This window comes from Actinotignum stranguriae, from assembly GCF_051265215.1.
In the GTDB taxonomy this organism is placed as follows: domain Bacteria; phylum Actinomycetota; class Actinomycetes; order Actinomycetales; family Actinomycetaceae; genus Actinotignum; species Actinotignum schaalii_C.
Window position 1 is genome coordinate 66401 of sequence record NZ_JBOZCJ010000005.1, and the last position, 13150, is coordinate 79550.

Consider the following 13150-nt stretch of genomic DNA (forward strand, 5'->3'; position numbering starts at 1 on the left):
CAGCTCCCGGCCGCTTGCCGTATGATCACAAACGGTGCGTGACCAGCAACCGAAAGGACATGTATGACCGCGCGTTTAAGGCTCAATCCTGATTTCGACGACGCCGCACATACCGTCCCGGTCTCCCTCAGCGAACGTCACCCCGATACTCCGCACGCCGTCCTCCCCGCCGCCATCCTCGCCGGCGAAACGCAAGTAACCGGGACCACCGGCGAATCCGGGGAGGAGGAGACCCGCGCAAATCCCCTGGGAGTATGCGATATGTTCCGGGTGGGGATAGGCCCGTCGTCGTCACATACGGTGGGGCCCATGCGCGCCGGGCTGCATTTCGCAACGCTGCTGGCCACCCGCGCCCCGGGCGCTCGCATCACGAGCCTGCGCGTGGATCTTTTCGGTTCCCTGGCCGCCACCGGGCGCGGGCATAATACCGACCGCGCGGTCCTCCTCGGGCTGTCCGGGTACAGCCCGGAAAATGTATCCATCGCGGTGGTGGACGGCATGGAAGCCGCTATCGATTCTTCCGGTACCCTCACCGTGCCCGGTTTCGAGCCCACACCGTTCGTGCGCGACCGCGATATTATTTTTCGTCCGCGTGATATTTTGCCCTACCACGTAAATGCGTTAACCTTGCGTGCCTGGGCGGGCGAGGAGCTCCTCGCTGAACATACGTATTATTCGGTGGGTGGCGGTTTCGTGATGGAAGAGTTGGGCGATCCGGCTGAACCGCGGGTGGCGCCGCTCGCCACGGAAGAACAGGCCGACGCCGCCCAGACCGCGGTCCCCTATCCGTTTTTCACCGCAGCTCGGCTGCTGGAGCTCTGTTCCGAAACTGGCATGCGCATTTCTGAACTCGCGCTCGCTAATGAAACCGCGCTGCGCCCACACCAGGCTGTTATTGCCCATATGGATCGGGTGCACGCCGTGATGGGTGAGGCGATTAAGGCCGGTATTGCCACGGAGGGGACTCTTCCGGGTGGGCTGCGCGTGAAGCGGCGCGCCCCCGGGCTGGCCCGCGAACTGGAGGAAAAAACCGCGGCGGGGCACCGCGCGGACCAGCTGGAAGCCCTCGGGTGGGTGAATCTTTTCGCCCTGGCCATTAACGAAGAAAATGCGGCCGGCCACCGGATTGTCACCGCGCCGACGAACGGCGCGGCCGGCGTCGTTCCCGCGGTCCTCACGTATTATGAACGTTTCGTGCCCGGGGCCACCCGCGCGGGAATGTATAATTTTTTGCTTGCCGGGGCGGCCATCGGCGGAATTATTAAGACGAATGCGTCCATTGCCGGGGCGGAAGTGGGCTGCCAGGGTGAAGTCGGTTCTGCTTCGGCAATGGCGGCCGCCGGTTTCGCGGAAGCTCTGGGCGGCACCCCGGCCCAGGTGGAAAATGCTGCGGAAATTGCTATGGAACATTCTCTTGGCCTCACCTGCGATCCCGTGGGTGGCCTGGTGCAAATCCCGTGCATTGAACGCAATGCCATGGCTGCGGTTAAATCTATTAATGCCGCCTATATTGCGTTGTGGGGCGATGGCTCCCACACCGTCTCCTTTGATACCGTGGTGGAAACCATGCGCCAAACCGGGATGGATATGCTTTCCAAATATAAGGAAACTTCGGAGGGTGGGCTCGCGGTTAACGTGGTGGAGTGCTAGCCGTACCGTGTGGCTGCGCCGTGTGGCGTCCCGCTGCGAAACTCCGCGAAAGGGGTGCAAAACTACCTCGAACGGGCGGAAACTACCCGGAACGGCCGGAAACTACCCGAAACGTCCCCGAAATGTGACGTAGCACAAGTCCCGTCCAGTCCCATTAGGTGGAACTTAGTTCCATAATAGATGTATGAACGACTGCCGCGGCATGCCGCCCATTCGGGGTGGCCGGCCGCGCGCCACTGACAAGGGGTTGGAATGTTTTCTGGTGTGTATTGCCCGTCGGTCACGTTGATCGACGATTCGGGTGCGATTGATTATCCGGCGATGGCCGCCCATATTGATCGTCTTGCCGAGTCCGGGCTCAACGGGGTGCTCTTCTTCGGCTCGATCGGGGAGTTTTTCTCCTTTGCTACCGAGGAGAAGGCCGAGTTCTTGAAGTTCGCGGTCAAGCAGGCCGCGGGGCGTTTCCAGGTGTTGGCCGGGGTGAGCGCGGCGCGGCTGGGTGAGGTGCTGGAGAATATCGCGGCTGCTGAGGTTGCTGGTGTGGATGGCGTGGTGGCTCTTCCGCCCTTCTATTTCGGGCATTCATATGGGCGGGCCCTTGATTTTTATGACGCGGTTGCGGGCGCGACGAGCCTTCCTGTGATGCTTTATAACTTCCCGGAGCGTACGGGTGCGGATTTGAGTCCGGAGTTGGTGGCTGAGCTGGCCGCCCGGCACGAAAATATTGTGGCGCTCAAGGATACGGTGGATACTCAGAGTCATACGCGGCGGGTGATTCGCGAGGTGAAGAAGGTGCGCCCGGATTTCGCGGTGCTTTCTGGTTTTGATGAGTATTACATTGGGAATCGGGTGTGTGGCGGGGCCGGGGTGCTCTCGGGCCTGACGAATCTTATTCCTGAGGTATTTGCGGCGATGCATGCGGCGTATGAGGCCGGGGACGTTACGGGCGCTGCCGCGGAGTTGGGGAAGATTACGCGTTTGGCTGCGGTGTATGAGATCGGTGATATTTTCATTGCTGCGATTAAGGAGGGGGTGCGTTTGTGCGGGGTGAAGTGCTCGCCGTTGATGCGTGCCCCGCAGGTCCCGTTGAGCGCGGAGGATTCGGAGAAAATCGCGACGCTGCTACGCGAAGTACGCGCATAAATACGCGTGCATTAGTGCCGCGTATTAAATCTGCGCACTAAATACCGCACATTAAATACGACGACGCCCGGGGTAGGCGGATTTTCCGCCCACCCCGGGGCCAACCGGCCACGGTGTTCCTTGCCCACACCGTTGCCGGCGCGGCTGGCGGTGCCCAGCCGCGTAGTATTTAAGGCCGCTTACCGACTTCGAAGGTATTAACCGTCCAGGCGCGCAGCTGGTCGGAAAGTGTCACGCCCAGGCCGGGCCGGTCAGAAACGATCATGCGGCCGTCCTTGATTTCCATATGCTCATTGAAGAGCGGATCCAGCCAGGTGAAGTGCTCCACCCACGGCTCCAAGGAGTAGGTGGCCGCCAGGTGGGAGTGGATCTCCATGGCGAAATGCGGGGCGAGTTGCAGCCCGGCATGCTCGGCCAGCTTCGTCAGCTTGAGGAATTCCGATACGCCACCCACGCGCGGGGCGTCCGGCTGGATGAAATCGCAGGAATGGTTCTCGATGAGCTTGACGTGTTCGGCCACCGAAGCGAGCATCTCACCGGTAGCAATCGGAGTAATGAAACGCCGCGCAAGCTCCGCGTGCCCTTCGTAATCGTAGGCATCCAGCGGTTCCTCAATCCACACCAGATTGAATTCTTCCAGCCATTCGCACATGCGGTTCGCGGTGGGGCGATCCCACTGCTGATTCGCATCAACCATAAGCGGGAAATCATCGCCCAGGGCCTCGCGCACCGCCTTAACGCGGGTGTAATCCACCTGGTGATCCGGGTGCCCCACCTTGATCTTGATACCGCCAATGCCCCGCTCCTTCGAGGCCAGCGCATTTTCGATCACTTCCTCCAGCGGCGAGGAAAGGAAGCCGCCGGAAGTGTTGTACGTGCGGATGGAGTCGCGGTGGGCACCAATAAGCTTGGAGAGCGGCAGCCCGGCCCGCTTCGCCTTCAAATCCCACAGGGCCACATCAATGGCGGCGATGGCCTGCACCGCCACCCCGCTGCGCCCCACCGAAGCACCGGCCCACAGCAGTTTCACCCGCAGCCGGTCAATATCATTGGGATCTTCCCCGATAAGGTTATCGGCCACTTCGGAAGCGTGGGCGAATTGGGCTGGCCCACCCGCACGCTTCGAATAGGAGAAACCAAGGCCCGAATGGCCGTCGGTTGTTTCGATTTCGCAGAAGAGGAAATTCACCTCTGTCATGGGCTTTTGCCGCCCGGTGAACACCTTTGCGTCAGAAATCGGGTTGTTCAGTGGCAAAATAACGTGGGAAAGCTTCACGTGTGCGATGGTATCCCGGCTCACAATATGCTCCTTTGCCTTGGGGTCTGCCTGAGATATGCCGGAAAGGCACCCGTGCGGCGGTGCACACACGGCGTCAGCCTACCTACCGGCAATACAAGTATCTACAGATGTAGACCGTGGCAAATGTGACATAAGTCCCCAGATGGCGCATCTTTGCGGATAATTGGGGATCGAACCGGGTGGCGGCGTCGTCGGTAGGTCTGAGTTGGTTCAAGTTAGTCAGGTTTTCGAAACTGGCGGATGAGAACAGCGAGATTGCCCGGGATAGGTAGTGGCAGCGGTATCGAAGTTATCCACAGAATCCGCAAACGTCATCCTTGTCCACAAGGCGTTACCTAGGTCTTTTTTACGCTTCCACGCCATGCGAGAATGGCGGAGAAGGACGGAGGTGACCACTATGACAGTCATTATCGGGCGAACCTACACCTCGCTGGAAGAAATTCTGGCGCGGAAAGAGGAGATTCTGCGCGAAGTCAGGATGACCCGGGAAGAATTCGACCTACGCGCTGATAACTACCTGCTCGGCGAAAAAGAAGCGAAGCTCTATTTCGAATTGGACGGATTAGATTACTTCGAGAAGTTGGCTCGCTATGGTCGAGAACCGTGATCATCCAGGTGGAAGCCTAGAGTTCCAGGCCGAAAGATTTGCTGACCACCTCGGAAAGATAAGCAGTTTTCTAGATGAAAATTCTTCAGTAAGTATCGAGTCGGTGGTGCTGAGTGAAGCACCTGGAAAGCGAATCAGTGGCCGCATAGCTTTTCCGCACAACCTGCTTGTGCTATTTGACTATCGAGTTTTTCTCGATCCGGAGAGTGGTTTTCTCACGGTCGATCAATCAACATTTTCAGTGATCCGCGGACACGAAGGAAAAGAGCCTCTAGTACGCTGGGATTACATTCGCTCACCACGCTCAACTATTCCCTGCGCGCATATCCAGATACATTCGCACGGCGATGAATGGATGCACGCTTTGCTCCTGAGCGGTCATCATTCCCGCCGGGCACGCCGGCGCATCAAGAACGCGGCCCGCACTCCTCGTATTGCCAATGTTCATTTCCCGGTGGGTGGGCGCAGGTTCCGGCCCTGCCTTGAAGAGGTTCTTCTTTTCGTGATCGATGAGTTCGGAGCGGCATGTGCACCGCAAGCACGCGATGCACTATATCGAGGGATCCGGGAATGGGAGAAGATTCAGTTACGCGTCGCGGTGCGTCATGACCGCGCCGTCGCACTCGAAGCTCTCGAAACGTGAACCACCCATCCCATTCTTCTCCGTGCTACGCAATCGGCGCGGAATCGAGGATGCGATTAACCGCGGTGCGCATGGCTGCCGCGATCTCCGCTTCACGCTCCGCGCTCCAGCGCGCGCTGGGGATAGAACAGGAAATGGCGTCGCGCACCGGGCTTTCGTAGGGGAGAGAAAATGCCACGCAATGCAGGCCGAGGGTATTTTCCTCATTATCGATAGCGTAACCGCGCGTGGCGGTCTCCGTGAGGGCCTTGCGCAGCTGCGCTTCTGAGGTGATAGTTCGCTCCGTCAGCGCCACCAGTTCCTCCGGGATATCTGCGGGGCGGTGAGCCAGCACGGCCTTGCCCAGCCCGGTGGCCGCCGCGGGCAGGCGGCGCCCCACACGCGAATAAGTGCGAGTGGAACGGTCGGATTGCTGGGTGAGGAGATACACGATTTCCGCGTTATCGAAACGGCCCATATGGAAAGTTTCCCCGTGCTCTTTTGCCAGATCCACAAGGATCGGGCGCACGATTCGCACGTACGGATCGGCGTCGATATAGGCGGTGCCTACGGTCAGGGCGCGGATGCCCAGCATGTAGCGATCCGTGGAGGTGGCCTGCACCCATTCGGCGTCGATGAGGGTGCGCAGCAGCGCGTAGGTGGAGGAACGTGGCGCATCTAACTCCGCGCAAATCTCTGCCAAGCGCGGGGGGTCGGCAATGCGCCTGCCGAGGAATTCGAGCAGGTCAACGGTGCGCGAGGCAGATTTGACGGGGCGAACACCGCCGCCGGTTGTGCTTGTAGCTCTCAAACGGATCCAACACCTTCGTAAGCCGTGGTACCACGGCGCCTGGCGGAAAGCCGCGCGCTGTGGGGTACCTCAGGGGTGCCACGGTACCACGATAATTTCTTTCATTTCTCTAGGTTCCATAGTAAAGGACACCGCAACAAGTTCCCCGGAACTGCGCCGCGGAACACCTGTGTTGCCCTACATAGCTCAGACGTTAGTCCCATCCTGTAGTTTCAAAACCGCGTTTTAATACTAGTGTCTACATACGTAGCTGACTGTCCACAAAGTTTCGGTTTCGCTGGCGAAGTCGAAACTGAAGCCGCAACCAAGGAGAACTATGGAGTTCCATGCAGAAGGCGTGATTCCCGCTCTCGTCACACCTCTAGATCGCGAAGGAAACTTGCTGGAGCAGGGTCTGCGCGACGTCATCGACTACACGATCACCAACGGCGTGCACGGTATCTTCGTGCTCGGCAGCTCCGGTGAAATCTACGGTCTTGATAATGACCAGAAGCGCCGCGTTGTTGAAATCGCCGTGGAACAGGCCAATGGCCGGGTACCGGTCTACGCCGGTGCCTCGGAAATTACCACCCGCGATTGCATTAAAACCGCCCATATGGTCCAGGAAGTTGGTGGAGTTTCCGCCCTTTCGGTCCTCACCCCCTACTTCATGACCCCCACCCAGTCTGAACTGGTCGAACACTACGAGAACATCGCGGCAGAAACCGATCTGCCCATCCTGGTGTACTCCAACCCGGGCCGCACCAAGGTTCCGGTAGCGCTCAGCACCATGCGCGAACTCGTGAACGTCCCCAATATCATCGGCATCAAGGATTCCGCCGGCGATATGACGCTCACCGGGGATTACATCCGCGAGCTCCCCGATGACTTCGATGTCATTATGGGCCGCGATACCCTCATCTACCCGGCCCTGTGCCTGGGGGCCGCCGGCGCCATCGCCTCCACCGCGAATATTGCGCCCAAGCTCGTCTCCAGCATTTACAACGAATACCGCGCCGGTAACCGCGAACGCGCCCTCGAATTGCAAAATGCGCTCTCGCCGCTGCGCAACCTCGTAGACGTGGCCACCTTCCCGGTGGTTCTCAAGGAAGGCCTGCGTATGGCGGGTGTGGAAGCGGGTTACTGCTTCGCACCGGCCCGTGAGCTTGCCCCCGAATTCCGCCCGGCGCTCGAAAAGGCCGTCGAAGCGGTCACCAATATCTAGCCGTATCCGGCTATCTCAGTGATGAGATTGGAAACTAAGGAAAAACCATGCCACTAGTAATCCTCGCACTTGGCATTGCGCTGCTCCTGTTCCTCATGATCGTGCTGAAGATGAATGGCTTTATTGCCCTCGTCATCGTCTCGGTCGTGGTGGGCATGGCGCAGGGTATGCCTCTCCTGGCCACCGTTGATGACAAGGGTGAGAAAGTCAAGGGACTCCTTGACGTCATCCAATCGGGTGTGGGCGGGCAGACCGGTAAACTCGTGCTGCTCCTCGGCTTCGGCGCCATGCTCGGCGTTTTCATGGCGGATATGGGCGCGGCGAACCGCCTCGCCACCACCATGATTAACAAGTTCGGGATCAAGCACTCCCAGCTCGCGATTGTGATCGTGTCCTTCCTCGTCGGCGTCGTTCGACCGCCTTCGTCATCATCATCCCCATCGTCTTCGCCGTGTGCCGGGCCTACAAGATTCCGGTTATGTGGCTGGCGATGCCCATGGCAATCGCGCTGTCCACGATGCACTCCTTCCTCCCGCCCCACCCGGGCCCCTCGGCCGTGGCGAATATGTACGACGCCTCCATCGGCCTGACCATGCTGTATGGCCTCCTCTTCGCCATTCCGCTGGGTGCCGTGGTCGCGATCATGTGGCCGCGCCTGCCCTTCGTCAAGTCTGTGACCGCCCGCCCGCCGGCCGGCCTGGTCAATGAAAAGGAATGGACCGACGAAGAAATGCCGGGCTTCTGGGCCTCGCTGTGCATCACCGCCCTCCCGGTTATCCTCATCGGCGGGCACGCCATCCTCGAGGTGACCCTGGGGCACGAGCACGCGGTCACCAAGGTTATGGCCTTCATCGGGCACGATTGGTTCGCCCTCATGCTCTCCCTCCTCGTGGCCGTGGCCTACTTCGGCCTGGTCCGCAAGGTGCCCATGGATAAGATCATGGCTTCCTGCGCGGCTTCGGTGAAGTCCATCGCGATGATCGTCTTCATCATCGGTGGTGGCGGCGCCTTCGCGGCCGTGCTCAAGAACGGTGGCATTTCCGATTACATTCTCTCCATTACCGAGAACCTCAGCCTCTCCCCGATTATCATCGCCTGGCTTATCGCCGCGCTCATGCGCGTGGCCCTCGGCTCGGCCTCGGTGGCCGTGGTGGCCGCGGCCGGTATCGCGGTGCCGATGATCGCCGGTGGCGGGGTGAGCCCCGAAATCATGACCCTGGCAACCGCGTGCGGTTCCATTATGGCCTCGCACGTGAACGACCCCGGGTTCTGGATGTTCAAGGAATTCCTCGGGCTCTCGGTGGCGGAAACCATTAAGGTCCGCACCACCTACACCTCGCTGCTCTCCGTGCTCGGCCTGGGTGCCTGCCTGCTGCTGAGCCTGGTGGTTCCGGCCTAACACTTCTCCGGGAAGGGGTACGACGGCGCAGCTGCGGCGTCGCCCCAACCCCGCGAGGAAACGGTGCGCAAAGAAACGGAGCGCCCCACCCCACGTGAAACGCTCCGCCCGTTGGAAACACCAACCTGACGATCATACAAAAAGGAAGGAAAAACTCCATGAAGATCGGATTTATCGGTCTTGGCATTATGGGCAAGCCCATGGCGAAGAACCTCCTCAAGGCCGGGCACGAACTCTACGTGAACGACCACAATGCCGAAGCTGTTGCCGACGTGGTGGAAGCCGGAGCGACCGCCGTTGCGAACGGTAAGGAAGCGGCGGAGAAGGCCGACCTGGTCATCACGATGCTTCCGAATTCCCCCCACGTCAAGGCGGTGGCCCTGGGCGAAGGTGGCATTATCGAAGGTGCTCGCGAAGGGCTCATCTACGTTGATATGTCCTCCATCGCACCCCTCGCCTCGCGCGAGGTGGCCGCGGGCCTGGAAAAGGCCGGCGTGCGGATGCTGGACGCCCCGGTTTCCGGCGGTGAGCCGAAGGCCATTGACGGCACCATGTCCGTGATGGTCGGCGGCGAAGAAGAGCTCTTCAACGAGGTCAAGGACGTGCTCGGCGTGATGGCCGGGGACGTTACCTACGTGGGGCCCATCGGCGCCGGCAATATTGCTAAGCTGGCCAACCAGGCCATCGTGGCGATCAATATTGCCGCCTGCGCCGAAGCGTTCACCATGGCCCAGAAGGCCGGGGTGGATCCGGAAGCCGTGTACCGCGCTATCCGCGGCGGACTGGCCGGTTCCACGGTGATGGACGCCAAGGTTCCCATGATGCTGGCCCGCAATTTCAAGCCGGGCTTCCGCATCAACCTGCATATCAAGGACCTCAACAACGTTATGGACACCGGCCACGGGGTCAATTCCGCGCTTCCGCTCACCGCACAGGTGCGCGAGATGATGTCGGTGCTCGAAGGTGATGACCATGCCGGTGAGGACCACTCCTCCCTCGTGCGCTTCTACGAGAAGCTCGCGAATATCGAGCTGCACCCGGGCCTGCCCGAGTAAAGCACCCGCTGGCCGTAACTGACCAGCTGGCCGCGGCCGTGTGACTCCGAGCCGCGCCTGGCTGGAACCGAGCGCGGCCGGACCGGCCGGAAAGGAAGTTCTCCTGACCGGCCGGCCGGCGGCCAGCTAGCGGCGTCGTCGTAAAACCGCGCGTAGCGCAGCCGCACCCCACCAGAACACCGCACCTACACATAACCGCACATACTCTGCTACTCCGACCAACCGCGCTGCGCGGCACACAGCATCCGCGCAGCGCCCAAAGAAGAAAGACAACGATGTCAGTTCCCACAATTAAGAAGATTGATGTTTACCCGGTTGCCGGCCATGACTGCATGGAACTCAACCTCTCCGGCGCGCACGGCCCCTACTTCACCCGCAACGTGGTGGTCATGGAAGATTCCAGCGGAAACGTTGGTATCGGTGAAGTTCCCGGTGGCGAGAAGATCACTCGCACCATCGAGGACGCCAAGGATATCGTGCTGGGGCGCTCCCTGGCCGATTACAACAATTTCCTGCGTGAGGTGGGTGAACGCTTCGCGGACCGCGATGCCGGCGGGCGTGGCCTCCAGACCTTCGACCTGCGCACCACCGTCCACGCCGTGACCGCGCTGGAAGCGGCCACCCTGGACCTCTTCGGCCAGTTCCTCAACGTGCCGGTGGCCGCGCTCCTGGGCGAAGGCCAGCAGCGCGATCAGGTGCGCGCGCTCGGCTACCTCTTCTACGTGGGCGATCCGGATAAGACGGACCTGCCCTACCTGCGCGAAAAGGATTCGGATGTGGAATGGTACCGCATCCGCCACGAAGAAGCCCTCACCCCCGAAGCGATCGTGAAATTCGCGGAAGCCACCCACGATCTCTACGGATTCCAGGACTTCAAGCTCAAGGGCGGCGTGCTCGAAGGTGCCGAAGAAATGAAGGCGATTGTGGCCCTCAAGGAACGCTTCCCCGAGGCCCGCATCACCCTCGACCCCAACGGCGCATGGTCCCTCAAGGAAGCCATCGAATTGTGCAAGGACAAGGTCGGCATCCTCACCTACGCCGAGGATCCCTGCGGCGCGGAAAACGGCTTCTCCGGCCGTGAAATCCTCAACGAGTTCCGCAAGGCCACCGGCCTGCCCACAGCCACCAATATGGTCAATACCGATTGGCGCCAGATGACCCACTCGCTGACCTTGCAATCCGTGGACATCCCGCTGGCCGACCCGCACTTCTGGACGATGCGCGGCTCGGTGCGCGTGGCCCAGCTCTGCCACGATATGGGCATGACCTGGGGCTGCCACTCCAATAACCACTTCGATATCTCCCTGGCCCAGATCGCCCACTGCGGCGCGGCGGCCCCGGGCGAATACAACGCCCTGGACACCCACTGGATCTGGCAGGAAGGCGTGGAGCGCCTCACCAAGGAACCGCTCAAGATCGTGGACGGCAAGCTCACGATTCCGCAGCGCCCGGGCCTGGGCATCGAGCCGGATATGGACCAGATCCTCGCGGCGCACGAACTCTACAAGGAGAAGGTGGAAGGCGGCGGCGCGCGCAACGACGCCATCGGCATGCAGTACCTCATCCCCGGCTGGAAGTTCGATAATAAGAAGCCAGCACTGGTCCGCTAACTAAAAGGCGGGTAGCTTGCGGCAACACTAGTTTGCGTTGACGCTAGCGTGCCGCACGCTACCGGCTTTAAGCTGCCAGTGTTCCTATCGCGCGGGGCGCGCGGGCGCGAGTTTTCTCCATTTCCTCGCGTTCGTGTGCCCCGCGTATTTTTTCGATAGCTTTTCTATAGCGTTTCGATAGCTTTAACATCCGCGTGACTCAGCACGGCGAAAATTGTAGACACCGACGTGAAAGGCTCTGCCATGAAAATTGTGTGCTGCCCCGATAGCTTCAAAGAATCCATGACGGCGGCCCGCGCGGCCGCGGCGCTCGCGGCCGGGGCGCGGCGGGCTATACCCGATGCGCAATGCGTGGAAATTCCTATGGCGGACGGCGGGGAAGGTTTCGCCCGCGCCATTGCCGATGCACTGGGCGCCCGGATCATCACGCTGCCGGTGGCCGGGGTGCGCGGGGCTACGGTGCCGGCTGAGCTGGCGATCGCGGGGGAGCACGCCATTTTTGAGAGCGCGGCCGCGGTGGGGTTGGACCAGTTGCGCCCCGAAGAACGCGATATTCGCCGCTCGGATAGTACCGGGGTGGGGCAGCTTATTGCGCGGGCGCTCGATGAGGGCGCCACCGAGATTCTGGTGGGCCTGGGTGGTTCCGCCACGAACGACGGCGGGGCCGGGATGCTCGCGGCACTCGGCGCACGTTTTTACGACGACGCCGCCACCGAGCTGGGCACCACCCCGGCGGAGATGGCGCGCTTGGCGCGGGCGGACTTCAGCGGCCTGGATCCGCGCCTGGCCGGCGTGACCATCCGGGTGGCCTGCGATGTGGATAATCCGCTGCTCGGGGAGCGCGGGGCTTCCGCGATTTACGGGCCGCAGAAGGGTGCTTCGCCCGCGGACGTGGAATTCCTGGACGGGGTGCTGCGTAATTTCGCGACCGTTGCCGGGAAGATGGACGTGCAGGAGACGCCGGGCGCGGGGGCGGCCGGCGGGCTCGGTTTCGCATTTTTGCTGTTGGGGGCCAGCCTGGAATCCGGGGTGGATCTGGTCATGGAAACCGTGGGGCTAGCAGAGGCGATGGCCGGCGCGGACCTGGTTCTGACCGGGGAGGGCGCCATGGATCGCCAAACCCTCATGGGCAAAACGCTTTCCGGGGTGGCGCGGGTTGCCGCGGCGGCCGGTGCGGGTGCCGGGCGCGGTGCGGGTGCCGGTGATACGCCCAGCGGCGGTAAATCTGCCGGCGTGCCGATTATTGCTTTCGCGGGGAAACTCGGTGAAGGCGTGGAGGACCTGTACGAACACGGCTTCGTTGGCTTGGTGCCGATTGTGGACCGGCCCTGCACGCTTGACGAGGCGCTTGCGGAGGGCGCGGCGAACCTGGAAAACGCCGCCGAACGCGCCTTGCGCCTCTACGCGGCCGGCCGGCGTGCCTAATTTCTCGGTGGCGGCAGCTAGATTAACCATCCATGACCCCTGGGGTAAACAAGTGTTGCCGAGGGGTGCGATCACATAAGTCGAACCTCAGGAGTCACACCAGCACCGGCGGAGGTACTAGGTGTTTTCAGAGCTGTACTTCGTATGTACGACATTCGCAGTACACCCCGGACAACACATACCGGGTCCGGCAGCCTGCACCCCGGCCCCAGCCGAGTGGGGCATCTCGAAGGGCGCGTCTGAAAGGGCCGGCCCGGTTATGGCGCAACGAAGTGGTACGTCACGACAGGAAATCATCTAGTTAATGTAGTTCTGGTACCACTT

General features: G+C 61.2%; 12 protein-coding genes. 10 read left to right on the top strand and 2 right to left on the bottom strand.

From position 1 onward, the window contains the following. Positions 1-63 precede the first annotated feature (63 nt). Together ACRQEG_RS03280 and ACRQEG_RS03285 are read left to right on the top strand one after the other, a co-directional pair. Entirely contained in the window at positions 64-1650 is a 1587-nt protein-coding gene (locus ACRQEG_RS03280; protein WP_016442114.1) for an L-serine ammonia-lyase, read from the top strand. A 252-nt stretch (positions 1651-1902) separates the two neighbouring features. Then, a complete protein-coding gene (locus ACRQEG_RS03285) occupies positions 1903-2793 on the top strand; it encodes a dihydrodipicolinate synthase family protein (RefSeq protein WP_435713713.1) in 891 nt (296 codons plus the stop codon). A gap of 169 nt (positions 2794-2962) precedes the next feature. On the opposite strand, the gene ACRQEG_RS03290 is transcribed toward ACRQEG_RS03285, so the two are convergent. Further along, on the bottom strand, positions 2963-4093 hold the full coding sequence (locus ACRQEG_RS03290) for an L-talarate/galactarate dehydratase (protein WP_435733778.1): 1131 nt from the start codon (positions 4091-4093) through the stop codon (positions 2963-2965). 397 nt (positions 4094-4490) lie between these two features. Between ACRQEG_RS03290 and ACRQEG_RS03295 the strand changes: the two genes are divergently transcribed. After that, positions 4491-4700: a hypothetical protein gene (locus tag ACRQEG_RS03295; RefSeq protein ID WP_274732653.1), complete on the top strand. Its 210-nt coding sequence runs from the start codon at positions 4491-4493 to the stop codon at positions 4698-4700. Continuing rightward, complete coding sequence (locus ACRQEG_RS03300) at positions 4684-5343, top strand: hypothetical protein (protein ID WP_274735837.1); 660 nt, start codon at positions 4684-4686, stop codon at positions 5341-5343. Before ACRQEG_RS03295 ends, ACRQEG_RS03300 begins: the two co-directional genes overlap by 17 nt. A gap of 25 nt (positions 5344-5368) precedes the next feature. On the opposite strand, the gene ACRQEG_RS03305 is transcribed toward ACRQEG_RS03300, so the two are convergent. Continuing rightward, positions 5369-6133 (bottom strand): IclR family transcriptional regulator, encoded by a 765-nt coding sequence (locus ACRQEG_RS03305; protein ID WP_274735836.1) that lies wholly within the window; start codon positions 6131-6133, stop codon positions 5369-5371. Positions 6134-6449: 316 nt separating this feature from the next. Between ACRQEG_RS03305 and dapA the strand changes: the two genes are divergently transcribed. From dapA to ACRQEG_RS03335, 6 genes are all read left to right on the top strand, one after another. Continuing rightward, positions 6450-7337 (top strand): 4-hydroxy-tetrahydrodipicolinate synthase, encoded by an 888-nt coding sequence (dapA, locus tag ACRQEG_RS03310; RefSeq protein WP_284891934.1) that lies wholly within the window; start codon positions 6450-6452, stop codon positions 7335-7337. 47 nt (positions 7338-7384) lie between these two features. Then, positions 7385-7927, top strand: coding sequence for a GntT/GntP/DsdX family permease (locus ACRQEG_RS03315; protein ID WP_435733779.1), 543 nt, complete (start codon positions 7385-7387; stop codon positions 7925-7927). After that, entirely contained in the window at positions 7816-8736 is a 921-nt protein-coding gene (locus ACRQEG_RS03320; protein WP_435733780.1) for a gluconate:H+ symporter, read from the top strand. Before ACRQEG_RS03315 ends, ACRQEG_RS03320 begins: the two co-directional genes overlap by 112 nt. Before the next feature lie 158 nt (positions 8737-8894). Then, positions 8895-9791 (top strand): 2-hydroxy-3-oxopropionate reductase, encoded by an 897-nt coding sequence (gene garR / locus ACRQEG_RS03325; protein WP_126135608.1) that lies wholly within the window; start codon positions 8895-8897, stop codon positions 9789-9791. Between the two features lie 275 nt (positions 9792-10066). Further along, positions 10067-11401 (top strand): enolase C-terminal domain-like protein, encoded by a 1335-nt coding sequence (locus ACRQEG_RS03330; RefSeq protein WP_026429168.1) that lies wholly within the window; start codon positions 10067-10069, stop codon positions 11399-11401. A 243-nt stretch (positions 11402-11644) separates the two neighbouring features. Next, positions 11645-12826, top strand: a complete 1182-nt coding sequence (locus ACRQEG_RS03335) for a glycerate kinase (protein ID WP_016442124.1) — start codon at positions 11645-11647, stop codon at positions 12824-12826. Positions 12827-13150 lie beyond the last annotated feature (324 nt).